21 protein-coding genes and 1 tRNA gene are annotated in these 24529 nt (G+C 67.9%); 12 read left to right on the top strand and 10 right to left on the bottom strand.

Translation table 11 applies throughout. From position 1 onward, the window contains the following. Positions 1 to 154: 154 nt before the first annotated feature. Positions 155 to 231: transfer RNA gene (locus AC1DBL_RS13190), tRNA-Pro, on the top strand. Between the two features lie 91 nt (positions 232 to 322). Here the strand turns inward: AC1DBL_RS13190 and AC1DBL_RS13185 are convergent. Beyond that, complete coding sequence (locus AC1DBL_RS13185) at positions 323 to 1192, bottom strand: Fpg/Nei family DNA glycosylase (protein ID WP_476926285.1); 870 nt, start codon at positions 1190 to 1192, stop codon at positions 323 to 325. Positions 1193 to 1345: 153 nt separating this feature from the next. Between AC1DBL_RS13185 and gcvH the strand changes: the two genes are divergently transcribed. The 5 genes from gcvH to AC1DBL_RS13160 all read left to right on the top strand — a co-directional run bounded on the left by gcvH (position 1346) and on the right by AC1DBL_RS13160 (position 4486). Beyond that, positions 1346 to 1732, top strand: a complete 387-nt coding sequence (gene gcvH / locus AC1DBL_RS13180; protein WP_138769663.1) for a glycine cleavage system protein GcvH — start codon at positions 1346 to 1348, stop codon at positions 1730 to 1732. Between the two features lie 164 nt (positions 1733 to 1896). Continuing rightward, positions 1897 to 2370, top strand: coding sequence for an FHA domain-containing protein (locus AC1DBL_RS13175; protein ID WP_175321575.1), 474 nt, complete (start codon positions 1897 to 1899; stop codon positions 2368 to 2370). A gap of 23 nt (positions 2371 to 2393) precedes the next feature. Further along, complete coding sequence (gene ftsR, locus AC1DBL_RS13170) at positions 2394 to 3110, top strand: transcriptional regulator FtsR (RefSeq protein WP_175321576.1); 717 nt, start codon at positions 2394 to 2396, stop codon at positions 3108 to 3110. Continuing rightward, positions 3110 to 3613: a bifunctional nuclease family protein gene (locus AC1DBL_RS13165; protein WP_175321577.1), complete on the top strand. Its 504-nt coding sequence runs from the start codon at positions 3110 to 3112 to the stop codon at positions 3611 to 3613. The genes ftsR and AC1DBL_RS13165 overlap by 1 nt, the downstream gene beginning before the upstream one ends. 264 nt (positions 3614 to 3877) lie before the next feature. Beyond that, the gene (locus AC1DBL_RS13160) at positions 3878 to 4486 is read left to right on the top strand and encodes a MerR family transcriptional regulator (RefSeq protein ID WP_476926284.1); all 609 of its coding nucleotides are present in this window, start codon (positions 3878 to 3880) and stop codon (positions 4484 to 4486) included. Here AC1DBL_RS13160 and AC1DBL_RS13155 read toward each other — a convergent pair. Then, positions 4409 to 5257, bottom strand: coding sequence for a ParA family protein (locus AC1DBL_RS13155; protein ID WP_441418900.1), 849 nt, complete (start codon positions 5255 to 5257; stop codon positions 4409 to 4411). The genes AC1DBL_RS13160 and AC1DBL_RS13155 overlap by 78 nt on opposite strands. A 320-nt stretch (positions 5258 to 5577) precedes the next feature. Between AC1DBL_RS13155 and AC1DBL_RS13150 the strand changes: the two genes are divergently transcribed. Then, positions 5578 to 8973: a pyruvate carboxylase gene (locus AC1DBL_RS13150; RefSeq protein ID WP_476892762.1), complete on the top strand. Its 3396-nt coding sequence runs from the start codon at positions 5578 to 5580 to the stop codon at positions 8971 to 8973. A gap of 92 nt (positions 8974 to 9065) precedes the next feature. Here AC1DBL_RS13150 and AC1DBL_RS13145 read toward each other — a convergent pair whose 3' ends face one another. Beyond that, positions 9066 to 10886: an AMP-dependent synthetase/ligase gene (locus AC1DBL_RS13145; RefSeq protein ID WP_476926283.1), complete on the bottom strand. Its 1821-nt coding sequence runs from the start codon at positions 10884 to 10886 to the stop codon at positions 9066 to 9068. A 253-nt stretch (positions 10887 to 11139) separates the two neighbouring features. Here AC1DBL_RS13145 and AC1DBL_RS13140 point away from each other — a divergent pair, with 253 nt between their 5' ends. Continuing rightward, positions 11140 to 12162 (top strand): ROK family glucokinase, encoded by a 1023-nt coding sequence (locus tag AC1DBL_RS13140; protein ID WP_476909556.1) that lies wholly within the window; start codon positions 11140 to 11142, stop codon positions 12160 to 12162. Between the two features lie 45 nt (positions 12163 to 12207). On the opposite strand, the gene AC1DBL_RS13135 is transcribed toward AC1DBL_RS13140, so the two are convergent. From AC1DBL_RS13135 to AC1DBL_RS13125, 3 genes are read right to left on the bottom strand one after another with little or no spacing between them, the layout of a single operon-like run. Further along, positions 12208 to 12756: a hypothetical protein gene (locus AC1DBL_RS13135; RefSeq protein WP_441418897.1), complete on the bottom strand. Its 549-nt coding sequence runs from the start codon at positions 12754 to 12756 to the stop codon at positions 12208 to 12210. After that, complete coding sequence (locus AC1DBL_RS13130) at positions 12749 to 13552, bottom strand: alpha/beta hydrolase (RefSeq protein ID WP_441418896.1); 804 nt, start codon at positions 13550 to 13552, stop codon at positions 12749 to 12751. Before AC1DBL_RS13130 ends, AC1DBL_RS13135 begins: the two co-directional genes overlap by 8 nt. A gap of 14 nt (positions 13553 to 13566) precedes the next feature. Further along, a complete protein-coding gene (locus AC1DBL_RS13125; protein ID WP_476926282.1) occupies positions 13567 to 14391 on the bottom strand; it encodes an alpha/beta hydrolase in 825 nt (274 codons plus the stop codon). A 111-nt stretch (positions 14392 to 14502) separates the two neighbouring features. Here AC1DBL_RS13125 and AC1DBL_RS13120 point away from each other — a divergent pair, with 111 nt between their 5' ends. Both AC1DBL_RS13120 and AC1DBL_RS13115 read left to right on the top strand, forming a co-directional pair. Next, positions 14503 to 15243, top strand: a complete 741-nt coding sequence (locus tag AC1DBL_RS13120; protein WP_476926281.1) for a lysophospholipid acyltransferase family protein — start codon at positions 14503 to 14505, stop codon at positions 15241 to 15243. A 65-nt stretch (positions 15244 to 15308) separates the two neighbouring features. Then, positions 15309 to 16757 carry a class II 3-deoxy-7-phosphoheptulonate synthase gene (locus AC1DBL_RS13115; RefSeq protein ID WP_441418894.1) on the top strand — a complete coding sequence of 483 codons (1449 nt, stop codon included), beginning with the start codon at positions 15309 to 15311 and terminating at the stop codon, positions 16755 to 16757. A 110-nt stretch (positions 16758 to 16867) separates the two neighbouring features. On the opposite strand, the gene AC1DBL_RS13110 is transcribed toward AC1DBL_RS13115, so the two are convergent. Next, the gene (locus AC1DBL_RS13110; protein WP_476926280.1) at positions 16868 to 18997 is read right to left on the bottom strand and encodes a protein kinase domain-containing protein; all 2130 of its coding nucleotides are present in this window, start codon (positions 18995 to 18997) and stop codon (positions 16868 to 16870) included. A gap of 104 nt (positions 18998 to 19101) precedes the next feature. Continuing rightward, on the bottom strand, positions 19102 to 20505 hold the full coding sequence (locus tag AC1DBL_RS13105; protein WP_476926279.1) for a lytic transglycosylase: 1404 nt from the start codon (positions 20503 to 20505) through the stop codon (positions 19102 to 19104). Positions 20506 to 20820: 315 nt separating this feature from the next. On the opposite strand from AC1DBL_RS13105, the gene AC1DBL_RS13100 reads away from it, so the two are divergent. After that, entirely contained in the window at positions 20821 to 21174 is a 354-nt protein-coding gene (locus tag AC1DBL_RS13100) for an Rv2175c family DNA-binding protein (protein ID WP_441418891.1), read from the top strand. A gap of 113 nt (positions 21175 to 21287) precedes the next feature. Here AC1DBL_RS13100 and AC1DBL_RS13095 read toward each other — a convergent pair whose 3' ends face one another. After that, positions 21288 to 22382, bottom strand: coding sequence for a polyprenyl synthetase family protein (locus AC1DBL_RS13095; protein ID WP_476909497.1), 1095 nt, complete (start codon positions 22380 to 22382; stop codon positions 21288 to 21290). Next, the gene (locus AC1DBL_RS13090) at positions 22379 to 22912 is read right to left on the bottom strand and encodes a hypothetical protein (protein WP_441418889.1); all 534 of its coding nucleotides are present in this window, start codon (positions 22910 to 22912) and stop codon (positions 22379 to 22381) included. Before AC1DBL_RS13090 ends, AC1DBL_RS13095 begins: the two co-directional genes overlap by 4 nt. Positions 22913 to 22985: 73 nt before the next feature. Between AC1DBL_RS13090 and dinB the strand changes: the two genes are divergently transcribed. Further along, positions 22986 to 24236, top strand: coding sequence for a DNA polymerase IV (dinB, locus tag AC1DBL_RS13085; protein ID WP_441418888.1), 1251 nt, complete (start codon positions 22986 to 22988; stop codon positions 24234 to 24236). The last annotated feature ends 293 nt before the right edge of the window (positions 24237 to 24529 follow it).

Genomic DNA, 24529 nt, shown 5'->3' with positions numbered 1-24529 from the left:
CGCCGAGGGAAAAAGTTCCCGTGACACAAGTGAAAGTGTCACGGGCACCCTCCGGAATCGTGTAAGCTTTTGGAGGTGGTTCGGCCGGACTGCTCGGATGAAATCCATTGGATAACAACAGGACATCATCAAGAGCGGAGAACGGCGGAACCAACGGGCTGTAGCGCAGCTTGGTAGCGCACTTGACTGGGGGTCAAGGGGTCGCAGGTTCAAATCCTGTCAGCCCGACCAACAGAAAGTACCCCGCCATTCCGGCAACGGAATGGCGGGGTTTTCTGTTTCCCGGACCGGTCGACTTCGTAAAGCGGCTCCTGGAAAAGTCCTACTTCAAAAAGCGCGACGTCCGGCGGTCCGCCAGGGTCTTTCCCTTCGTCTGGCAGTGCGGGCAGTACTGCAGCGCGGTGTCGGCAAAGGAGACCTCTCGCACGGTGTCTCCGCAGACCGGGCATGCTTCGCCGGCCCGGCCGTGCACCCGCATGTGGCTCCGCTTGGCGTCCTTGAGTTCGGCCGGCGGTTTCCCGCGGGCCTCGGCCAGTGCCGTGCCCAGGATTTCGTGGACGGCGTCGTACAGGCGCTCTACCGCCGCCCGGTCCAGGGCGCCGGCGATGGCGAACGGGGAGATCCTGGCCGCGTGCAGAATCTCATCGCTGTAGGCGTTCCCGATGCCGGCGATGACGCCCTGGCTGCGCAGCAGCCCCTTGATCTGCTGCTTGCCGGCCGCGAGGATCCCGGCCAGGGTCTCGACGTCGAACCCCGGGCTGAACGGATCCGGTCCGAGCGCCGCGATCCCCGGCACATCCGTCGGGCTGCGGACCAGGTAGACCGCCAGGCTCTTCTTGGTGCCGGCCTCGGTCAGGTCCAGGTCAAGTGGTCCGCCCCCGCTGGAAAATGACAGCCGCGCCGCGATATGCCCGCTGCCCATTTTCAGCACCGCGCCGGTGGGCGCGTCGGTGAACCGCACCCAGCCGGCGCGGGCAAGGTGAAAGACAAGATGCAGCCCGTCGGCCTCCAGGTCCACGAACTTGCCATGGCGGCGCACCCCCGTCACGGTCCTGCCTTCCAACGCCGAGATGGGAGGATCCGCCGTCTTCAGTACCGCAAACGAGACGATCTGGATTTTCGTGAGGACCGCACCGCGCAGGCGCGTGTCCAGGAAATCCGCGAGGGCTGCCACTTCCGGTAGCTCAGGCATGGGCAAATCCGACCGGAACGGGTGCAGGTGCTGCCATGGCCCCATCATGCCAGAGTCCTCCCGGGGTCCGGCCGGATATGCCTATACTTTCAGCGGCGGCCCGTTCGATCGGCCGCCGTCGACCTTGGTGATTGACCAGACGAAAGGCCCGCCATGAGCATCATTCCCGAAGAGCTGTCCTACACCGCGGAACACGAATGGGTCTCCGCCCCGAATGCCGACGGAGTCGTGCGTGTGGGGATCACGGATTTTGCCCAGGACGCGCTCGGGGACGTCGTCTACGCCCAGATGCCGGAGGTCGGCACTGACATCAAGGCCAACGACGTCGTGGGGGAGGTCGAGTCCACCAAGAGTGTCAGCGACATCTACGCCCCGGTCAGTGGCGAGGTAGTGGCCCGCAACGAGGCCCTGGACACCGATTCCGCCCTGATCAATTCGGATCCCTACGGCGAGGGCTGGCTGATCGAAATCAAGCTCGCAGAAGCCGACGCCGTGGAGTCGTTGCTCAGTGCATCGGAGTACGAACAACAGGTAGGCTAATGGGAAGGTCTCCGGGCCGTGTTACTGGACACAGCAGTTGTTGGAGACAGCAATTACTGGACACAGTGGCCGGCCGGGGGGACTGACTACCGGATCTGCCAGGCTTTTCCGGACGGCATGCGTTGTTTGCAGGGGGGACACCTGCAACGAATGAGGAGGACTCAATGGTTGGGCACGGACAGAACGACACCGGTGAATACGGCACGGGTGGAGTGAAAGCCTCGGAGACCACATCGATCCATCTCACTCCCGTGCGCGACGAGCCCACCCTCACCCCGAAGGTTTCGGTCGAGGAACGCACGGCCATCGAGTCGTTGCCCGCAGGGTCCGCCCTGCTGGTGGCACACAGCGGCCCCAACGCCGGCGCCCGCTTCCTGCTCGACTCGGACGTCACGACGGCGGGCCGCCACCCGGACGCCGATATCTTCCTCGACGACGTCACGGTCTCGCGCCGCCACGTTGAATTCCGCCGCACGGCGCGCAGCTTCGAGGTCGTGGACACCGGGAGCCTGAACGGCACCTACGTCAACCACGACCGTGTCGACAGTGTGGAGCTGAAGTCCGGTAACGAGGTGCAGATCGGCAAGTTCCGGCTCACCTTCTACCTCAGCCCTGCCCGTACCGCAGGCAACGTCTGATATCGGGGTAGTTGCCTGTGGCCATGGCACAAGCCGAACGGCGCGGACCCCAGGTCCTGAACATCGGGGAGGTCCTGGCTCAACTGAGCGACGACTTCCCCAACATGACCGCGTCGAAAATCCGGTTCCTTGAAGAAAAGGGACTCATCAACCCGCAGCGGACTCCCGCCGGGTACCGGCAGTACTCCGAGGGCGACGTCGAGCGTCTCCGTTTTGTGCTGGCCCTGCAGCGGGACCAGTACCTGCCACTGAAGGTGATCAAGGACTACCTCGACGCGATTGACCGCGGCGAACGCCCGGACAACCTCCCTCCCGGGGTCACGGTCTCGCCGCGGATCGTCTCGGACCAACTCGCCGCCGAACTGAACCACCGGGTACGCCTGCTCAGCGAAGAGCAGCTCCGCACCGAGTCCGGGGCCAGCGTGCCGTTGCTCGAATCCCTGCTCAGCTTCGGCCTGATCGGCCACGTCAACGGCAAATTCGATGAACATGCCCTGCAGGTTGCCCGGGCCTGCGTGCAACTGGAGGGCCACGGCCTGGAACCGCGGCACCTGCGCCCGTTCCAGGCCGCCGCCGAACGCGAATTCGGGCTGGTGGAACGGGCGGTGGCGACCCTGACCTCGCGGAAGGACGCCGCCTCTCACGCCCGCGCCGCCGAGGCCGCCCGCGAAATCAGCGAACTCTGCCTGACGCTGCACCGGGCCCTGGTCCAGGACCGCATCTCGAGGATGGACATCTGATGATTGAGGTGGAAATCGTAGGCGTACGGATTGAATTGCCGTCCAACCAACCGCTTGTGCTGCTCAAGGAGATGCACGGGGAGCGCCACGTCCCCATCTGGATCGGCACCCCGGAGGCCAGCGCCATCGCCCTGGCCCAGCAGGGTGTGGTCCCGCCGCGGCCGATGACGCACGACCTGCTGGTGGACGTTGTCGAGGCATTGGGCCACACGATCGTCAGCGTCAATATCGTGGCGGTCGAGGACAACATCTTCTACGGCCAGCTCCAGTTCGAAGACGGCACCACCGTCAGCTCGAGGGCCTCGGATGCCCTGGCCCTGGCCCTGCGGGCCAAATGCCGGATCTGGTGCGCGGACGCCGTGATGGAAGAAGCCGGTGTGCGGATCACCGAGCACGACGACGGCGAGGAGGCCCAGCCGGGGCCCGCCGTCGACGAAGAGGGCGAGCTGCGCCGCTTCCGCGAGTTCCTGGACGACGTCGAACCCGAGGATTTCGCCGGCTGAAACGGCCCTAAGCTTAAAGTCGAGGTCGAAAGTTTCGACACGCCCCGGCAATACCCCCAACGTCTTTGACCTTGGGCCCCGGCAGGCCTAACGTCGGAGGTACAAGTTCCCATTGCATACAACAGCCGCGCAAGTCACACTGGACAGAGCAGCCGGAGCCGAAACTACACGGATGATTTTCGTGCCTACTCGGTCCGACGCAGGTCCCGGACAGCGCGTCGTTGCTGCAAGTTCCCGCGGGAACTCATGACAAGGAGGATCCACGTGAGTCCGAAAGGCGAAGCAGGCGAGCTCAAGCAGACCTCGACGGCAGGCGTTGCTGTGCCCGCGAGCGGTGCCCAGGGCCTGCTCTTCACCGAGGATCTTCCCGTCCTGGACGAAGACGCGGGTTACCGCGGCCCCACCGCGTGCAAGGCGGCCGGGATCACCTACCGCCAGCTGGACTACTGGGCACGCACCGGGCTCGTCGAACCCGCCGTGCGCGGCGCCGCCGGCTCCGGGTCGCAGCGCCTCTACGGCTTCCGCGACATCCTCGTCCTCAAGGTCGTCAAGCGGCTCCTCGACACCGGCGTCTCCCTGCAGCAGATCCGCACCGCCGTCGAGCACCTCCGGGAGCGCGGGGTCGAAGACCTCGCCCAGATCACGCTGATGAGTGACGGCGCGAGCGTCTACGAGTGCACCTCGGCGGATGAAGTCATCGACCTGGTCCAGGGCGGACAGGGTGTCTTTGGCATCGCCGTCCGCTTCTTGTTGTCCTCCATCCGGGAGGCCGGACTTCGAGCCGGAACAGTACAGCTAACGCTGGCTGCGGTTGCGGACCATGCCCGCAGCCGCCAGCTCCCCGGTACCGCCGGCCCCCATCAGGTTGCCTAGCAGCGTGTCGAACAACGCCGCGGCGTTCTTGGCGGAGTCCCCGGGCCAGTGATGGACCGAGTGGGCCGCGCCCTGGATCTGCTGCCAGTTCGCCTGCTCCGGGATGTGCGGGGTGAGCAGCAGTTCGCCGAACATGGACTGCATCTCGGCCAGACGGAAGGTGTGCTCCGAGGAGCCGGTCCGCACCCGGTTGGCGACAATGCCTGCGGGGGAGAGGCCTGGCGCGAATTCCTGCCGGAACAGCTGGATGGCGCGCATGGTGCGCTCGGTGCCCGCGACGGAGAACAGTCCCGGCTCGGCGACCAGGGCGACTTTGTCGCTGGCGGACCAGGCCATCCGGGTCAGGCCGTTCAGCGAGGGCGGGCAGTCGATCAGCACTAGTTCGTACTGCCCGGCACCTGCCAGCACGGCGGAGAGTCGGCGCAGGTCGCGGCGGCCGAGGTCGGGCCGGTCGTAGATTCCGGTATAGGCCGAGCCGATGGCGACATCCAGTACGGACGCTGCTGTTCCCTTGGAAGAAGCGCTGTGCTCCACCCATCCGCTGGGGACAACGTTGTCGGCGAGGCGGGCCCGGCGCGGGGACTTGAGCATCCGGCCGATGTCGAGTTGTTCATCGGGCCGGACGCCGAGGGCGGTGCTGGCATCCGCATGCGGGTCAAGGTCGACCACGAGGGTGGGGATGCCGGCTGCGAGTGCGGCCGACGCCAGTCCGGTTGTCACGGAGGTCTTGCCGACACCGCCTTTGAGGCTGCTGATGCTGACTACTTGCACTTGAAAAACCAATACCTAACGCCGGTTGCCGAGACTGGGTCATGCCGGCCCGTGCGTTCCTTCGGACCGGGGCGTGCATGCGCCACCCACCAACTCATCATATGTTGACCCGGCACCGAAACCTTTCTCATCCGGCCCGACTTATCCGGGCCGGCGGGTGCCCGGACCGCTGTGGAGCCCCCCGCGCGAGAGCGATCTGCCCAATGCCGCCGAAATGACGCATAATGCTGTGATGGGCGCCACAATGATTTGTGTTTGCGCACACCAGTCTTAGAAACTGTGACGACTTACCGAACCACCCGCGATGATGCAGGAGAAGTATGTTTTCCAAGATTCTGGTGGCTAACCGCGGCGAAATCGCCATCCGCGCCTTCCGCGCCAGCTATGAGCTGGGTGCCAAGACCGTTGCAGTGTTCCCGACCGAGGACCGTAACTCGATCCACCGCCAGAAGGCGGATGAGGCGTATCTGATCGGCGAGGAGGGGCACCCGGTCCGGGCGTACCTCGATGTCGACGAGGTGGTGCGCGTGGCGAAGGAGGCCGGGGCCGACGCGATCTACCCCGGCTACGGATTCCTCTCGGAGAACCCCAACCTGGCGCGCGCCGCGGCTGCCGCCGGCATCACCTTCGTTGGACCGCCGGCAGAAGTCCTTGAACTGGCCGGCAACAAGGTCGCCGCACTGGAGGCCGCCCGCAAGGCCGGCGTCCCGGTGCTCAAGTCGAGCCAACCGTCCAAGGACGTCGACGAACTCATCGCCGCCGCGGACGAAATCGGCTTCCCCATCTTTGCGAAGGCCGTCGCCGGCGGCGGCGGCCGCGGCATGCGCCGGGTGGACACCCGGGACGCGTTGCCCGAGGCCCTGCAGGCCGCCATGCGCGAGGCCGACGCCGCCTTTGGTGACCCCACCATGTTCCTGGAACAGGCGGTGCTGCGCCCGCGGCACATCGAAGTGCAGATCCTCGCCGACGCCGAGGGCAACGTCATGCACCTCTTCGAGCGCGACTGCTCCATCCAGCGCCGCCACCAGAAGGTGATCGAGATTGCCCCCGCGCCGAACCTCGATGAGGGCATCCGGCAGGCGCTCTACCGGGACGCCGTGAAGTTCGCCAAGGCCCTGAACTACGTCAACGCCGGCACCGTGGAGTTCCTCGTCGACACCGTCGGCGAGCGGGCCGGCCAGCACGTCTTCATCGAGATGAACCCGCGCATCCAGGTCGAGCACACCGTCACCGAGGAAGTCACCGACGTCGACCTCGTCCAGGCCCAGCTGCGGATCGCCTCCGGCGAGACCCTCGCCGACCTCGGCCTCTCGCAGGAGACCGTCAAGCTCAACGGCGCCGCACTGCAGTCCCGCATCACCACCGAGGACCCGGCAAACGGCTTCCGCCCCGACGTCGGAAAGATCACCGGCTACCGTTCGGCCGGCGGCGCCGGTGTGCGGCTCGACGGCGGCACCGTCTACTCCGGCGCCGAGATCAGCCCGCACTTCGACTCGATGCTGGTCAAGCTGACCTGCCGCGGCCGCGACTACAAGACCGCCGTCGCCCGCGCCCGGCGCGCCCTGGCCGAGTTCCGGATCCGCGGCGTCTCCACCAACATTTCCTTCCTGCAGGCCGTTTTGGACGACCCGGACTTCGTCGCCGGTGACGTCGCCACCTCGTTCATCGACGAACGCCCCGAACTGCTCAAGGCCCGCGTCTCCGCGGACCGCGGCACCAAGCTGCTGACCTGGCTCGCCGAGGTCACCGTCAACAAGCCCAACGGCGAGCTCACGGCACACACCGACCCGGCCGACAAGCTGCCCGCCCTGACGGACAGTGACGCCCCCTTGGGGTCCCGGCAGCGGCTGCTCGAACTCGGCCCGGAGGGCTTCGCGAAGGCCCTGCGCGAGCAGGACGCCGTCGCCGTCACCGACACCACCTTCCGCGACGCGCACCAGTCCCTGCTGGCCACCCGCGTCCGGACCCGGGACCTCGTGGCGGCCGGACCGGCAGTATCCAAGCTGCTGCCCGAACTGCTCTCCGTCGAGGCCTGGGGCGGCGCGACCTACGACGTCGCCCTCCGCTTCCTGGGCGAGGACCCCTGGGACCGCCTGGCCGCGCTGCGCAAGGCGCTGCCGAACATCTGCCTGCAGATGCTGCTCCGCGGCCGGAACACCGTCGGCTACACCCCATACCCGGAAGAGGTGACGGTGGCCTTCGTCAACGAGGCCGCCGCGACCGGCATCGACATCTTCCGCATCTTCGACGCCCTCAACGACGTCAACCAGATGGCCCCCGCCATCCGCGCCGTCCGCGCCACCGGCACCGCCGTGGCCGAGGTCGCCCTCTGCTACACCGCGGACATGCTCGATCCGGACGAGAAGCTGTACACCCTCGACTACTACCTGGACCTGGCCCAGAAGATCGTCGACGCCGGCGCGCACATCCTCGCGATCAAGGACATGGCCGGACTGCTGCGCCCGGCGGCGGCAGCCCGCCTCGTGACGGCCCTGCGGGAGAAGTTCGACCTCCCGGTACACCTGCACACCCACGACACGGCGGGCGGCCAGCTGGCTACCCTGCTGGCTGCCGTGGACGCCGGCGTGGACGCCGTCGACGTCGCCTCGGCCTCGCTCGCCGGCACCACCAGCCAGCCCTCCGCCTCGGCCCTCGTCGCGGCGCTGGCCCACACGCCGAGGGACACCGGCCTGAGCCTGGCCAATGTGTGCGCCCTGGAACCGTACTGGGAGGCCGTGCGCCGCGTTTACGCCCCGTTCGAGTCGGGACTGCCGGGCCCCACCGGCCGGGTCTACCAGCACGAGATCCCCGGCGGCCAGCTCTCCAACCTGCGCCAGCAGGCGATCGCGCTGGGGCTGGGCGAACGCTTCGAAGCGATCGAGGACATGTACACCGCAGCGGACCGGATCCTGGGCCGGCTCGTGAAGGTCACGCCCTCGTCCAAGGTGGTGGGCGACCTCGCCCTGCACCTGGTCGGCCTCAACGCGGACCCGGCGGACTTCAACGAGAACCCGCAGAAGTACGACATCCCGGACTCCGTGATCGGCTTCCTCTCCGGCGAACTGGGAGACCCTCCCGGCGGCTGGCCCGAGCCGTTCCGGACCAAGGCCCTGCAGGGCCGCAGCGTCAAGGTCCGCGACGTCGAACTCAGCGCCGAAGATAGTGCCGCGCTTAAGGGCGACTCCAGGACGGTGCAGCAGACCCTCAACCGGCTGCTCTTTGCCGGTCCCACCAAGGACTACCAGAAGAGTGTCGAGGCCTACGGAAACCTTTCCGTCCTGGACACCCGCGACTACCTCTTCGGCCTGCAGCGCGGCGCCGAGCACGAGATCGAGCTGGAGAAGGGCGTGCGTCTGATCGCCTCGCTCGAGGCCGTCTCCGAGCCGGACGAGAAGGGCATGCGGACCGTGATGTGCACGCTCAACGGACAGTCCCGGCCCGTGGTGGTCCGTGACCGCTCCGTGGTCAGCAACGTCAAGGCCGCCGAGCGGGCCGACGCCTCGCAGCCGGGCCAGGTCGCCGCGCCGTTCGCCGGCGCCGTCACCCTGACCGTCAAGGCCGGCGACGCGGTCAAGGCCGGGGACACAGTCGCGACCATCGAGGCCATGAAGATGGAAGCCTCGATCACGACGCCGGTGGCCGGGACCGTGTCGCGGCTCGCCGTCGGCCCCGTCGAGCAGGTCCAGGGCGGCGACCTGCTGCTGGTCGTGGAGTAACGCGGCCGGACACGGCAGCACAGCAGAAAGGGCTCCTCCGGCTACGGCCGGAGGAGCCCTTCCTGGTTTATGCCAACGCGTTGAAGCGGGTCTTAGGCGTGCGTGGTGCGCTTCGCGGAGTACATCTCCTCGATCACGTTCTCGAAGTCCTTCATCACCTGGGCGCGCTTGACCTTCATGGACGGCGTCAGGTGGCCGGAGGCCTCGGTGAAATCGGAGGGAACAATCCGGAACGACTTGATGGCCTCGGCCTGCGAGACGGACTGGTTCGCACGGTTGATCAGCTCCTGGACCGCCGCCGTGACGGCGGGGTTTACGGTCGCCTCGGCCACCGTGGTCGACGCCGGCAGGCCGTGGCGCTGCAGCCAGCCCGGGAGCGCCTCCTCGTCGAGCGTCACGAGAGCGCCGATGAACGGACGGTTGTCTCCGACCACAAGGACCTGCGAAACCAGCGCGTCGGCGCGGATCTGGTCCTCGAGCAGGGCCGGCACCACGTTCTTGCCGCCGGCGGTGACGATGATTTCCTTCTTCCGCCCGGTGATGGTCAGGAAGCCCTGCCCGTCAAGCTGGCCGATGTCGCCGGTGCGGAACCAGCCGTCCACGAAGGCTTCGGCCGTGAGGTCCTCCCGGTTGAAGTAGCCCCGCATCACGCAGACGCCCTTGGCGAGAATCTCGCCGTCGTCGGCGATCTTCACGGCGTTGCCGGGAATCGGCGCGCCGACGGTGCCGATCTTGATCAGGCCGGGCGTGTTGACCGTGACCGGGGCGGTGGTTTCGGTCAGGCCGTAGCCTTCGAGGATCTGCAGGCCGATGCCTTGGAAGAAGTGGCCGAGGCGTTCGCCGAGCGGGCCGCCGCCGGACACCGCGTGCGCGACCTGGCCGCCCATGGCGTCGCGGAGCTTGCCGTAGACGAGCTTGTCAAACAGGGAGTGCTTGAGCCGCAGGCCCAGGCCCAGCTTGCCCGCCTGGCGAGCCCGCGAATAGGCGATGGCGGTTTCCGCGGCGCGATGGAAGATCGCCCCCTTACCGCCGTCCTCGGCCTTGGTCAGAGCGGAGTTGTAGACCTTTTCGAAGACCCGCGGCACCGCGAGGATGAAGGTCGGCTTGTAGCTCTGCAGGTCCGGCAGCAGGTTCTTGATGTCCGGAGTGTGCGCCACGGTAACGCCGGCCGCCACCGCCAGCACAGAAATGAAGCGGGCGAAGACGTGCGCGAGCGGGAGGAACATGATGGTCCGCGCCTGCTCGTGGACGATCTGGCCCAGGGACGTGGCCAGCACATTGTCGGAGAGCTCCACGAAGTTGCCGTGGGTCAGCTCGCAGCCCTTGGGCCGGCCGGTGGTGCCGGAGGTGTAGATGATGGTGGCGAGATCGTTGAGCGAGGCCTGACTGCGGCGGGCTTCGAGTTCCTCGTCGCTGATCCCGCTGCCGGCGGCGCGGACCTCGTCGAGGGCGTCACCTTCCAGCTGCCAGACGTGCCTCAGCCCGGTGAGGCCCTCGGAGCTGGCAGCCTGCCGGATGATGTCCTCATGGTGGGCGGACTCGCCGAAGGCGGCGACGGCGCCGGAGTCGCCGAGGTTCCAGGCAACCTGTGAGGGGGAGGACGTTTCATAGATCGGGACCGAGACGGCGCCGGCAAACCAGATCGCGAAGTCGATCAGGGCCCATTCGTACCGGGTGCGGGACATGATGCCGACCCGGTCGCCGGCAGCCACGCCGCTGGCCATCAGGCCCTTGGCGAGCAGGGAGACATCGGCCAGGAAATCGGTCGCCCGGACGTCCTGCCACTGGCCTGCGGCGTCGAGCCGTGAGAACAGGGCCGGGTTGGACGCCTTCGCGGCCTGGCGCAGGACCAGGTCCGTTACGTTCGTCTCCGGTGGGACGGTGACCAGGGGCGGGACACTGATTTCTCGCACGATAGCTCCTTTGATATCCATTGGCCCGCAAGGGGGGTACGACTAACAGTAGTATGTGGCCCCGGCGGGGTGTGTTCCACTTCACCTACTGGCGAGTAACTTTACGGTCAAGGCCCGTGTTGCGCCACCCGGGAGAGGGCCGGCGGCCCGGCCGCGCCGCTCGCTGAGGGCCCTAGAATGGGGAACGATGCATACTCCAACACCCGGCCAGAAGCCCGGACCGCAGCGCAGGACGGCCGCCTGGCGGCGCCGGATGCAGGGCTTTTCCGGCGCCTCCGAGGCCGGCAGTTTCCGTGAACACCTGCGGCTCGGGCGCAAGGGCCTCGCGATCGGCGTCGACATCGGCGGCACAAAGGTGGCGGCCGGCGTTGTGGACGCGGAAGGGCGCATCCTCAGCCAGGCCAAGCGGTCAACGCCGGGCAGCGATCCGCGCGCCGTCGAGCAGGTGATCGTCGAACTCGTGGAGGAACTGGGCCGGGGCCACCGCATCTGGTCGGTCGGCATCGGCGCGGCCGGGTGGATGGACCTCGACGGCGCCACCGTGCTGTTCAGCCCGCACCTGGCCTGGCGCAACGAACCGCTGCGTGAGAACCTGCAGCGGCTGCTCCGCCGTCCGGTGCTGCTGACCAACGACGCCGACGCCGCCGGCTGGGCGGAGTGGCGCTTTGGCGCCGGGAAGGGCGAGAGCCGGCTGGTCTGCATTACCCTGGGCACCGGAATCGGCGGGGCCATGGTGATGGACGGGCGGCTCGAACGTGGGCGCTTCGGCGTGGCCGGTGAATTCGGCCACCAGATCATCATGCCCGGCGGCCACCGCTGCGAGTGCGGCAACCGCGGCTGCTGGGAGCAGTACGCCTCGGGGAACGCCCTTGGCCGGGAGGCCCGGGAACTCGCCGCAGCCAACTCGCCGGTGGCCCAGGAGCTGCTCAAAGCAGTGCACGGCCATGCCGACCGGATCACGGGCGTGGTCGTCACCGAACTCGCCAAGGCCGGCGATCCCACCGCGCGTGAACTCCTCGAAGACGTGGGGGAATGGCTCGGCCTGGGACTGGCGAACCTGGCGGCGGCCCTGGACCCGGGAACCTTCGTCATCGGTGGCGGGCTCTGCGACGCCGGCGAACTCCTCGTGGAACCGGCGCGGAAGGCCTTTGCCCGGAACCTGACCGGCCGCGGGTTCCGCCCGGCGGCCACGATTGAACTGGCCGCGCTGGGCCCCAATGCCGGGCTGATCGGCGCGGCCGACCTTTCCCGGGTCAGCAGCCGCATGCGCAGCTAGCCGGCGCGCGGGCGGCTCCGCAGCCGCCAGCCGGACAGCAACCGGCTAAACGCGGGCCCCGTCGTCGTTCTCGTCCTTCTCCTGCGGCAGCTTCATGATCAGGAACACCACCGACGCCGCGAAGGCGACCACCATGCCGACGACCGCCAGCAGCGGTGCGCTCCGCCAGAAAATGGCGGACAGCATCAGCGCGATCGGGCCGCCGACGGCGCCCAGCCATGCGAGCATCGTCAGCGGGTCGGACCCGGCCAGGCTGGGCGGCTCTTCGGGGACGAACGCTCCGTCGTCGTCGTCCGGCTCGTAGTCCCGCGGGCCGGAGGCGCCCTGGCCGGCCGCGGCGTCGTCACTCCCGCCCAGCGAGGCCGCCCGGCCGCCGGCCGGGGGTTCGACCGGTGCCGGTGCCGGTGCCGCAAGGCCCAGCGGGTCGAAGTCGCGGAACGTCCGCGCGGCGGGGCTTCCGGCGTCGGCGCTGCCGGCCGGACCGGAGTCGGTGCCCTCCAGCCTGGCGACCAGATCCAGCCAGACAGCGTCGTCCTCGTTGGCGCTGGAGTCCGGGGAATCGGGGTCCGGCGAGCCCGGGTCGAATCTAGTCATCTGCCGTTTCTTTCTGGCTGGCACCGGCGGCGCCCGGGTTGGGCCCTTCCACGACCGACCGGATGAACTCCGCTGTGCCGCGGAAGATCTGTGGCGCGTCGTTGTCCATGGTAGCCACGTGGTAGCTGTTCTCCAGCCGGATGACCTCCAGCGCGGCGTTGCTCAGTCCGCGGCGCAGGGCGGCCAGGCTGGCGTCGGAAACGACGTGGTCCACGGTGGACCGGTAGACCCGGACCGGGGCCGTGATCCGGGGCAGCAGCCGCAGGGTGTCCTTGAACATCTTGTTCAGCTCGTGGGCCGCCGCGACCGGGGTCCGCGGATAGGCGCCTTCATCCACGCCTTCCTTGAGGATGTCATTGGCGATCGCCGGGGTGCTCTTCAGCACGAATTTCAGGATCCCGGCCAGCGGCGCGCGGGGATCATCGATGACCAGGCCGGGGTTCACCAGCACCGCCCCGGCCACGGGGCGGGTGGCCGCCAGCCGCAGCGCGAGGGCGCCGCCCATCGAGAGCCCGGCCACCACGACGTGGTCGCACTCCGAGGCCAGTTCCAGGTAGGCGGCGTCGAGTCCGGCATGCCAGTCCTGCCAGCGTGTCCGGGCCAGTTCCTGCCAGCTCGTGCCGTGCCCGGGCAGCAGCGGCATCCGGACCGCGTAGCCGGCCGCGGCCAGGGACTCGGCCCACGCCCGGACGCCGTGCGGGCTGCCGGTGAACCCATGGGAGACCACGACGCCGGTCCGGGGACCGGATCCGGTGAACGGACTGCTGAACGGCGAGTGGTCGGCGGCTGTGCTCATGGATGCTCCGTGGTTCATGGCTGTTCAGTTCTTACTGGCTGAGGGCCTGCGGGGACAGTGGACTGGGCTGGGGACGGGGCCGCGTGCTCCCGGAAGAAGCGGGCGGACTGCGAAAAGATTACGGGAGCGTCGACGTCGAGCGTTGCAACGTGGCCGCTGGACGGCAGCGGGACCACCGTAAGGTCCGGCGATCCGAGGCGCCCGCGGAGCAGCTCCAGCGAGGTCGGCGGCACCACCGCGTCCGTGTCGGACTTGAACACGATAGCCGGAACGTCGACGGCGGGCAGTTCGCGCAGGGTCGCGGTGAAGAGCTTGCGCAGTTGGTGGACGGCCGCGAGCGGGGTCAGTGAGTAGTCGCCGTCCTGGGTGGCGGCCGCCGTCGACTCCGTCTCCTGGAGCGGGACGGTGGTGCGCTGCAGGTACTTGAGCAACCCGATGTAGCGCACCCGGCGGTCGTAGAAACTGAGCCCGGGGTTCACGACGGCGACGCCGGCCACGCGGTGGCGGGCAGCGGTGCGCAGCGCGATGGTTCCGCCCATGGACAGGCCCGCCACGAAGCAAGAGCGGGTTCCGGCGGCCAGGTCCAGGTACGCGGCCTCGAAGGCGCCGTACCAGTCCTGCCAGCCGTGCCGGGCGAGATCCCGCCAGTCGGTGCCGTGGCCGGGCAGCAGCGGGACGGAGACGGCGAACCCGAGGGAGGCCAGGTGCTCGGCCCAGGGAAGCACACTCAGGGGGCTACCGGTAAAGCCATGGCAGATCGCGACGCCGGTGCCCGCATTGGCGCCGTGGCCGGGGTAGCGAAAAGCGGCAGGCGCCACTGGAGTGCTGCTTTCGCTCATGAGCCCATCGTGTCACTGTTCCCGACAAAACTCACTAGAGTAGGGTGTCACTGAAGTCCTGGCCGGGTCCGAAGAAGGGCCGGCCAGACGCCTGCCGGAGAGGTACACCACGTGTTTTATTGGTTCATGAAGACGTTCGTCCTTGGGCCGGTCCTGAAGACGCTCTTCCGGCCGTGGGTCAAAGGCCTGGACAATGTTCCGGCCGAGGGCGCCGCGATCCTGGCCTCCAACCACCTTTCTTTCTCCGATTCCATCTTCATGCCGCTGATGGTGCCCCGGCCGGTGGTGTTCCTGGCGAAATCCGAGTACTTCACCGGCAAGGGAATCAAAGGCAAACTGACCGCCGCCTTCTTCCGGCTGACCAACCAGCTGCCGATGGACCGGTCCGGGGGAGCGGCGTCCGCCCGCTCGCTTGATGCCGGCATGGATGTGCTGAAGAACGGTTCGCTCCTGGGCATCTACCCCGAAGGCACCCGCAGTCCGGACGCCCGCCTGTACCGCGGCAAGGTCGGGGTCGCCCGGCTCGCCCTGCAGGCCCGGGTCCCGGTGATCCCGGTCGCGATGATCGGCACCGACGAGGTCCAGCCCATCGGCAAGCGGATGCCCAACATCCGCCGGATCGGGATGATCTTTGGCGAACCGCTGGACTTCAGCCGCTACTGCGGCATGGAAGACGACCGCCTGATCCAGCGTTCCGTAACGGACGAAATCATGTACGAACTGATGCGGCTCTCCGGCCAGGAATACGTCGACGAGTACGCCGCCGTCGTCAAACTGCGTCTCGCCGGAAAAGCCACCGAGGCACCGGAGGCCGGCGCCGGCCAGGAACCGGAGACGCCCGGAACTGTGTGACGGGGCGCCCGCGGTCAATGACGCCGGGCGCCGCCGTTCAACGCGGAGGCAACTATCCTTAGAGGGTGACTGAGCTATCTGCGCCTTCGACGTCCCTGAACAACTCCACGCCGGCGGGCCCCGCCCCCGCAGGCTCCGCTTTTGCCGGTTCTGCTTTCACGAGCACGGCCCAGAGCGGCGCCGCCAACTATCCGGGACTGGACCACTGGCGGGAGCTGCCTGCCTCGCAACAGCCCAGCTGGTCCGACGCGGCAGTCTTTGAGGCCTCGGTCAAGGAACTCTCGGTGCTGCCGCCGCTCGTCTTCGCCGGCGAAGTGGACATCCTGCGCGAACGGCTCGCCGCGGCCGCGCAGGGCAAGGCGTTCCTGCTCCAGGGCGGTGACTGCGCGGAGACCTTCGAAGCCGCCACGGCGGACAAGATCAGCGCCCGGGTCAAGACCATCCTGCAGATGGCCGTCGTGCTCACCTATGGCGCGGCGATGCCCGTGATCAAGATGGGCCGGATGGCGGGCCAGTTCGCCAAGCCGCGCTCGTCCAACGACGAAACCCGCGACGGCGTCACGCTGCCGGCTTACCGCGGCGACATCGTCAACGGCTATGACTTCACGCCGGAGTCCCGCGCGCACGACGCCAGCCGGATGCTCAAGGCGTACCACACCTCGGCATCGACCCTGAACCTGATCCGGGCGTTCACGCAGGGCGGCTTCGCCGACCTGAGGCTGGTGCACCAGTGGAACAAGGGCTTCACCGAGAACCCGGCGCACGCGCGTTACGAATCCCTGGCCCGCGACATCGACCGGGCCATCAAGTTCATGTCCTCCTGCGGCGCGGACTTCGAGGCGCTTAAGCGCGTCGAGTTCTACGCCAGCCACGAGGCGTTGCTGCTGGACTACGAGCGGGCCCTGACCCGCATCGACTCGCGAACCGGCCTGCCGTACGACACCTCGGCGCATTTCCTGTGGATCGGGGAGCGCACCCGGGAACTGGACCACGCGCACGTCGATTTCCTCTCCCGCGTCCGCAACCCGATCGGCGTCAAGCTTGGCCCCTCGACCACCGGCGAGGACGCCCTCCGCCTGATCGACAAGCTTGACCCCAACCGGGAACCCGGCCGCCTGACCTTCATCACCCGGATGGGCGCCGGCAACATCCGCGAGAAATTGCCTCCCATCGTCGAGCGCGTCACCGCCTCCGGCGCCCAGGTCCTCTGGGTCACCGATCCGATGCACGGCAATACGGTGACCTCGCCCAACGGCTACAAGACCCGCAACTTCGACGACGTCATCGACGAGGTGCGCGGCTTCTTCGAGGTGCACCACGGCCTCGGCACCGTTCCGGGCGGCCTGCACGTGGAAATGACCGGCGACGACGTGGCCGAGTGCCTCGGCGGCGCCGACCCGATCGACCAGGACGCCTTCCTGGACCGCTATGAATCCGTCTGCGATCCGCGGCTGAACCACATGCAGTCCCTCGAAATGGCGTTCCTGGTGGCGGGAGCCCTCGCCAAGCGCTAAGCCGCGCCGGCCGACACGGGCCGATGCCGCAAGCGGCGACGCCACAGACAGTAAGAGCTCCGCCCCGGCTGTTTCCAGCCGGGGCGGAGCTTTTACTTATTTGGCAGAAGTCAGGTCACGGTGATCGTGACGAGTGAGCCTTCGGGCTGCCGCCCGGTCTTGTCCTGGCCGGCCACCAGGCCCAGCACGGATGAACCGAAGGCGTAGTTGACCTTCACCTCGAAGCCGGCATCCTTGAGGGCCTGCACCGCCTCCTCCTCCGGCTTGCGGAACACGTCCGGGACCTGGACGAATTTCGGCCCCTTGGAGATCGTCAGGGTCACGGCGCCGCCCTTGGTGAGATTCCCGGTGGCCGGGTCCTGGCCGGCAACCGCGCCCTTTGGCACCTCCCGGTCGAAAACGGCTTCCGGGGCGACGACGGCTTTGAGCCCGGCGGCTTCCAGCGTTTTCACCGCGGTCTCCTGGTCCTTGCCGCGCAGCTCGGGCACCGGGATGGGCCGCGGCCCCTTGGAGACCGTCAGCCCCACGGCTGTCCCGTGCTTGGCGGGGGTGCCTTTGCCCGGCTTCTGGGCCAGCACGGTTCCAGCCGCCGCGGCCTCGTCGTAGCGCTCGGTGACGGGGCCCAGCGCCATGCCGGCGCCATTGAGGGCCGTCTTCGCCGCATCGAGCGACTTGCCCGTCAGCTGGGGCAGGGGAAACAGCTCCGGACCCTTCGAAACGGCCAGCGAGACGGACTGGAATTTCCGGACCACCTGACCCGCCTGCGGCTCCGAGCCGACCACGAGGCCAGGGGACACGTCGTCGTCAAAGACGTCCCGGGTGGTCGACTCGAAACCGGCAGTGCGGAGCAGCTGCTGTGCTTCGGCCACGGTCTTGTTGGCCAACTGCGGAATGGTCCCCGGAGACCCCGGGCCCATGCCGAAGAACCAACCGGCGCCGGCCGCGAGCAGCGCCACCAGGACCAGCACCAGGATCCAGGCCAGGCCCCGGCGCCGCGGGTCGCCCGTCCGGAGGCTTCGGCTGGGGGTCGCGGCAGCACGCTGCCGCGCCTTTTCCTCCTCGCGGTCCTGCTTGCGTTGTGCACGCTTGCTTGCCGGCTCCGGACGGCCGTCCGGAGCATCCTCAGGATAGGCGCCAAACTCTCGTTCCTCCGGCGCGGCGAGCGGACCGTAAGCGCCGGGCCGTGACCTGCCGGCGAGGACGGTGGTGGGGTTGCTGCCGCGGTTGATGACTTCCGTGGGCTGCTGGAGGCCACCGAGGAATTCCGTGTGTGCCTCAGCGGCGGCCGGGCGGGGTTCCGTCGCGGGCCGCCCGGGTGTGGAACCGCCGGGGCCTGCCGCCGCGGCGCCGGCAACGGGCGCCGCAAGGGCGGCCGGGGGCCGCAGGTCCAAGTCGGCGTCGCTGAGGTTGGTGCGGATGTGTCGAAGTTCGAAGAGCAATGCATTGCCGTCGACGGGGCGCTTGTCCGGGTCGTTCGCCGTGCACCACTGCACGAGCTCGTCGAGTTCTTCGGCCAGCCCCGGGACCAGGGCCGACGGCGGCCCGACGGTCGAGTTCACGTGCTGGTAGGCGACCTGGATGGGAACCTCGCCGTCGAACGGCTGGCGACCGGTGATCATCTCGTAGAGCATGATCCCGAGTGAATAGATGTCGCTGCGGGCGTCGGCCTGCTGGCCCAGCACGAGCTCGGGGGAGAGGTAGGCGACGGTCCCGATCAGGGCGCCGGTGTTGGTCGTCGTCGTGATCGCCCGCGCCAGCCCGAAGTCGCCGATCTTGATCCGGCCGTCGTCGGCGATGAGCACGTTCTCGGGCTTGACGTCGCGGTGGATGAGGCCGGCCGCGTGGGCGGCTCCGAGTCCTTCCACGACCGGGTCGATCAGCGCCAGGGCAAGCCTCGGCGTGAGGGCTCCCTTTTCCTTGATCACGTCCCGCAGCGTGTGCCCCTTGATGTATTCCATCACCAGGTAGGCCAGCGGGCCGTCGTCGCCCTGGTCCAGGACGCCCACCACGTGCGGGTGCGACAGCCGGGCGGCGGCCTTGGCTTCGCGGCCCAGCCGGTCCAGGAACTGCGGGTCTCCGGCCATGTGCGGATGCAGGACCTTGAGCGCCACGTCCCGCTCGAGCCGCCGGTCGGTGGCGAGGTACACCGTGGACATCCCGCCTCGGGCCAGCTTGGATCGAATCAGGTACCGGTTGTCCACCAGGGTCCCGACGAGAGCGTCCGATGTGTATTCCTGCACCCTTTGATCCTAAGCTCTGCACGGAAACGGGCCCGGATTGACATGCAACCCGGACCCGTATCGTTACGCGACGGAGGTCTCAGCCCCGTGCGATGCTGGCGGTTCTAGCTGAAGGTCTTCTGCAGCGCCTTGATCGACGCCACATAGGCCTTCGTATCCTCGTACATGCCCTTCGTGCTCACCGAGTACTGGCCCTGGTAGTACCCCGCGATGGCGTAGTCCAGGTTCTTGCTGGTCGCGACCAGTTGGCGGATGATGGCGATGCCGGCCGTGGCGTTGTCGTACGGATCCAGCAGGTTCAGCTTGCGGCCCACGAGTTCCGAGGCCCACCCTCCGGAGGACGGAATGACCTGCATGGTGCCGATCGCGTTCGCGGGGGACACCGAGCGGTGGTTGAAGCCGGACTCCTGGTAGGCGAACGCCATGGCCAGCGACGGCGCCACACCCATCCGGCGTGCGGTGTCCGCCACGATCTGCTTCATCTGCTCGCGGGTGGGAACCGGCGAGGCATTCAGCAGCGCCTTGTTCTGGTTGGCGGAGCTGACGACAGCCTTCGGGTAGCTGAACCCCAGGAACGTGCTGGGCACGAGCGGGGTCACGGTCGCCGCGGGCTGGCTTGAGGCGGGCTTCAAGGTCCCGGTGCCGGCACCGGGAATGACGAGCTTGTGGCCGGGGTAGATGATGCTGCTCATGGTCAGCCGGTTCGCCGACAGGACGGCGGAGAGCTTTACGCCGTGCCGGGCGGCAATACCGGAGAGCGTGTCACCGGATTTGATCGTGTAGGACCCCGAGCTGACTGGGGCCGGGGCGGGCTTGGGGGCGGGCTTCGGCGCCGCGGTCCGGACCGGCGCGGGTGCTGCCGCGGCGGCGCCGATGTTGATCCGCTGGCCAGGGTGGATTACCGAGCGCATGTTGAGCCCGTTCCGGCTGAACACGTCCGACAGCTTGACCCCGTGGCGGGCGGCAATGCCGCTCAGGGTGTCGCCGGACTTGACCGTGTAAACGCTGCCGGCGGACCGGACCGGAGCAGCCTTCGCCGGGACTGCCTTGGCCGGAGCTGCCTTGGCCGGAGCTGCCTTCGCGGCGGGGCCGCCGGTGAGCTTGATTTTCTGGCCAGGGTAAATCACGGAGTTGGCGCGGAGCTTGTTCAGCGTAAGGACGGACTGGGTGCTCAGTCCAAACTTGTGGGCGATCGCGCTGATCGTATCGCCGCGGACGATCGTGTACTGGGCCGGTGCGGCGACCTTGGCGGGGCGTAACGCGGTCGGCAGCGCTACCGCAACCTCGGTTGCCGGAATCCGAGCCGAGGGCAGTGCCGCGGCGGCCTGACCCTGCGCCTTCATGGCCGCCGCCAGCGTCGCCGGGATCGCCCGGGGGCGGGATTCGGCAGCAGCGGGCTGTGCGATCGCCAAGGAGGAGAGCATGACGGCGGGGAGAGCCGCCGTCGTCGCCGCAATCAGCGGGAGGCCGGGCCTCGGGTTGGGCTTTGGCGAACGTGACGTCGTCATGGGAAAGATCCTCTTCTCAGCGGCGAACCCTGCAGCACGGACAGTGTTACTGGTGTTACCAGTGTGACTGAAGATACTGCAGTTACAAATGTGATCTATGCGAATCTCTCATGAATTGCGAATTAGCACAAGAACTGTTTGACATTCTGCAACGCGGCTATTGGGAGTGTCGGCCCAGGGGCCCCGGCCGGGGCCCGCGAAGGCGTCCGCGCCGGCGGCCATTTCGCAGTCCCTTTCATACGCCGGGTTAAGCGGTCGCATTATTGGGTCGTGGCTGACTAGGCGCATTCCGCCCCGGCATGGCAATCTTGATCCGTGAGTACTGTAGAAAGCCTTGTAGGCGAATGGCTGCCCCTGCCCGATGTAGCCCAGCTGCTGAACGTTTCCATCACTAAGGTTCATGCGCTGCTGGACGAGCGCGCGCTGGCGGCAGTGCGGATCGGCGACCGGCGGATCCGTTCCGTGCCCGCGGCGTTCATCCAGGACGGCCACCCGGTGGAGAGCTTGAAGGGCACAATTGTTGTCCTCGCCGACGCCGGCTATTCGGACGAAGAACTCATCACCTGGCTGTTCACGCCGGACGAGTCCCTGCGCGGCCGTCCGATCGATGCCCTCCGCGAAGGGCGCAAAACCGAAATCCGCCGCCGGGCACAGACCATGGCCTGGTAGTACGGCCCAAAAGTAAGCCCTGGTAATACGGCAAAGGCCGTGGACGGCGGATCCCGCTGTCCACGGCCTTTTTCGTCTCCGTTTTCGTCTGCCTGCGTGTTTTGGCCTTGCGTTTAGGCGGTGCGGCTGACGGCGGCCTCAGCCAGTTTCCGGAGCGCGGTCTTGGGCAGCTCCTCCAGCGGCAGCAGGTCCAAGGCGTCGAAGGCGGCCCGGCCGAATTCCTCGATCAGGACCTCCGTGGCCTGCAGTGCCCCGCAGTCGACAATGATGCGGCGGATCTCCTCGACGTCGGCGGTGCTCAGGTCCGGGCTGCCCAGCTTCGCGTCGAGAAAGCTCGATTCCGCCGGCGCGGCCTGGTCGAGGGCGAAGGCCACCAGTACCGTACGCTTGCCCTCGCGGAGATCGTCACCGGCCGGTTTGCCGGTGGTGACCGGGTCGCCGAAGACGCCCAGGACATCGTCGCGGAGCTGGAAAGCCTCGCCCAGTGGGAGGGCGAACGCGGAGTAGCCGCGCAGCAACTCGTCGGAGGCGCCGGCCAGGGCGCCGCCCAGCGCGAGCGGATGCTCGGTGGAGTACTTGGCCGATTTGAAGCGGATGATCGACTGGGCGCGGCTGACGGCGCCGGCACGGTCGCGGTGCGGCCCGGCCACCTCTTCCAGGATGTCCAGGTACTGGCCGGCCATAACTTCGGCGCGCATCAGGTTGAAGATGAGCCGGGCCTGGCTGCCCGAGGCGGCCCGGTCGCCGATTTCGGTGAACGATTCCTCGCTGAAGGACAGGCACAGGTCGCCGGTCAGGATCGCCGCCGCGTGGCCGAAGCGCTCCGGATCCAGGGCCCAGCCCTGGCTCGCGTGCAGTTCACTGAAGCGGCGGTGCACGCTGGGGCCGCCGCGGCGGGTGTCCGAGCGGTCAATGATGTCGTCGTGGATCAGTGCCGCGGCCTGGAACAGCTCCAGCGCCGAGCCGGCCGTGACCACTTCGCGGGCTCCGGCGCCGCCCCCGGCCCCGCGCCAGCCCCAGTAGCACATCAGGGCCCGGAGGCGCTTGCCGCCGGTGACCAGGTTGGAGATGGACCCCATCAGCGGGTCGATGTCGGGGGAAATGGCGGACATCACCGTGGTGCGGGCGGTGAGGAAGTCGGTCAGCTTGCCGGCGACGGCGGCCACGAAGTCCGTCTGCTCAACCCGCAGTTGTTCGGCCAGGCTCACTTGACGGACTCGGCGGCGACGTTGGCGCCGATCGTGAAGGTGGAGACCCCGGCGGCCTCGACGACGGCGAGATTCACGGTTTCATTGTCCCCGCGCAGGAAGTCCTTGGACGCCACCGAACCGACGGTGCCGCCGGGGACTGCCTTGAAGCCCTGGCTTTCCAGTTTCTTGCTGTAGTACGCGACCACTCCGGCCGCCGGCGAGGTGATTTTCGCCACCAGGGCGACGGTCGCGGGAGCACCGTTCTTGTCGAAACTGCTGGATTCCACCTGTGCGCCAGGCATGACCGGCAGCAGCTTCTTCGGGAAGCCCGCAACCAGGGCACCCACAGTGGCGGAGGTGCCGGGCTCGGCGGACGGGCTGGGAGGGGCCGTGGTGGAGGGCTGGGCGGTGGACTGCGCCGCCGGCGCAGACGCAGACGCCGAAGGCGACGGGGCTCCCGGGCCCGGGGTGCACGCGGCCAGGGCCAGCAAGGCGCCGGCGGCGGCAACGGCCGTCACGGCGCGTTTGCGCTCTCCAATAACCTTCACGGGGACATTCCTCCTGGTGTTGACGCCGGATCCAGCCTCCAGTTTAGTCAGTACCTGCGCATAGGATTGATGCGTGGGGCCGGACAGGGAAAATCACATCGATAAACACAGCGGGACACAATCCAGCGAGGCGGGCCTTCGCGAACTCCGGCGCAGCAGCATCCTGCACGTGGACATGGACGCCTTCTTCGTCTCGGTGGAACTGCGCACCCGTCCGGAGCTCAAGGGACGCCCGGTGATCGTGGGCTATCCGGCGGACCGCTCGGTGGTCCTCTCGGCTTCCTATGAGGCCCGCAAGTTCGGGGTCAAGTCAGCGATGCCCATGGCGGTGGCGGCGCGGATGTGCCCTTCCGCCGTCATCATCGAACCGCGGCACAAGCTGTACTACGAGGTGTCGGGACAGATCATGGCCATCTTCGGATCGATCACCGACCTCGTGGAACCCCTGAGCGTCGACGAGGCCTTCCTCGACGTCGGAGGTGCCATCCGGCGGCTCGGTCCGCCCCGGGACATCGGCGAACTGATCCGGCGCAGGGTCGAGGGCGAGCTGGGCATCACGGCGTCGGTGGGGATCGCGGCCAGCAAGTTCGTCGCCAAGATCGCCTCGACCCGGTGCAAGCCCGACGGCCTGCTGCTGATCGGTCCGGACGAGACGGTGCCCTACCTGCATACCCTGCCGGTCAACGCCCTCTGGGGAGTCGGTGCCAAGACCGTGGAGGTGCTCGCCCGGATGGGGATCCGGACGGTCGCCGACGTCGCCGCAACGCCGCTGCCGTCACTGCGCAAGATCCTCGGCGCCACGGGGGAGCACGTGTACCGGCTGTCGTGGGGGATCGACCCCCGGCCGGTGACGCCGGTCCGGCTGGAAAAGAGCATCGGGGCGGAAGAGACCTTTGCGGTGGACACCGCCGACGACGCCCTGCTGCACCGCGAGCTGCTCCGGCTTTCGCACCGCACGGCGGAAAGGCTCCGGAGCGCCGGGATGCATGCCAGGACGGTTGCCTTGAAGCTGCGCTACGCGGACTTCTCCACAATTACCCGCAGCCGCACCGTCAGCACGCCCATTGACAGCGCCCAGTTGCTTTACGGCGTCGCCGTGCAGTTGCTCGAGTCCGTTGGCCAGCGGCCCATGACCGTGCGCCTCGTGGGGATTAGGGCGGAGCAGCTCGAGGAAGCCGCCCAGGCGCCGCTGCAACTCAGCCTGGACCGCCGGGATGACAACTGGCGCGCCGCCGAGCAGGCCCTGGACCGCGTCACCCGCAAGTTCGGCAACAAGTCGGTTCTCCCGGCCCGGTTGCTTGACCCGGGGCCGGCCGCCGAGTGAGCTGGCAGTGCACGGGCGCAGGCCGTCCCGGTCGGCACTGGCGGGGCTGCGTCCAAGGGGCGGGCAGGCGCCGCGAAGCCGGGCCTAGCGTCTTTCAGAACAGGGCGCAACAATCTATCCTTAGATATACATAGTTTTCGAACGACTGGATCGAACGTTCGGGTTGCCGGCCATGCCAACTAAACACCTTTCAGGGAACCGCGGATCCTTATTTCACCAATGACGGGAAACAAGGAACCAGCCGGCCATCCCGGTCGTTAGGGTTTTAGGGACAAGGACCGCGTCAAATCTGG

This window comes from Arthrobacter sp. 10T44, assembly GCF_056393885.1.
The sequence above is the reverse complement of the archived record's forward strand: the minus strand, read 5'-3'. Positions and strand labels throughout refer to the sequence as shown.